Annotated in this window: 1 protein-coding gene; it reads left to right on the forward strand. The window is 60.5% G+C overall.

Annotation, left to right across the window (positions count from 1 at the left end):
- Positions 1-235 precede the first annotated feature (235 nt).
- A complete protein-coding gene (locus TR36_RS14175; RefSeq protein ID WP_052362722.1) occupies positions 236-553 on the forward strand; it encodes a hypothetical protein in 318 nt (105 codons plus the stop codon).
- Positions 554-718 lie beyond the last annotated feature (165 nt).

Below are 718 nucleotides of genomic sequence, written 5' to 3' on the forward strand. Positions count from 1 at the left end.
GACCGCCGTTCCGCGCTGGACGGACAGGTCGGCAAGAAAAACAGCAAGAACGCTTGCAGCCATCAAAGCGGGCAGACCCGCGTTCTTCCAGTTCGTCACCAAGTTTTTCTCGCATTATCAGAATCCGGTGGAACATATAAGTTTTTTGAACCCTGATCCAGTATGATGCAATTTCTGCGGCGACCTGAGAAACAGGNAAACCCGTGCTGTATCCCCAGGCTATACGGCGGCGCTTATGGTCGCGCGGGAAAGCTGGCTTACTGGCGCGTCTGGCATGGGGGAACTGACCTCTGCCGTGCAAACATCTGTGGGCCTCTGGGAGGGCTGTCTAAGCCTCGCGGATGTGATCGGTACTGACATGCTGTCCCGCCGGAATATGGCCCTTGCAGGGCGCGCTCTGGCGCTGCGTGGTGAGGCTGTGTTCCTGATCCGGGACAGGCTTGTGCCGGCCATCGATTGGGATATCTCCACCCGTGACGGCATCCCTCGGGCTTACCGTCTGACCATCCCCGAAGCAGGTGGCGGACGTGGAACGGTAGCTGCGAAGAAGTAGCTGCATTTCCGGTACGTTGGTCGTGCGGATAACCGCCGGACCCCGTTACCGGTACGACGGCGACCGGCCCCGGTTCGTCGGCCGGGGCCCCGTCCTTTCCGTCCGGCAGCTCCTCGCAAGAGATCGAACCGACGTTGAGAGACGTGTTCAGAGACGCGGCCCGTA

Origin of the sequence: Falsirhodobacter sp. alg1 (assembly GCF_000739715.2) — a bacterium.
Taxonomy (GTDB): domain Bacteria; phylum Pseudomonadota; class Alphaproteobacteria; order Rhodobacterales; family Rhodobacteraceae; genus Falsirhodobacter.

Coding starts and splice junctions, on each gene's coding strand:
- TR36_RS14175 (WP_052362722.1), top strand. CDS start 236: ATGGTCGCGCGGGAAAGCTGGCTTACTGGCGCGTCTGGCATGGGGGAA.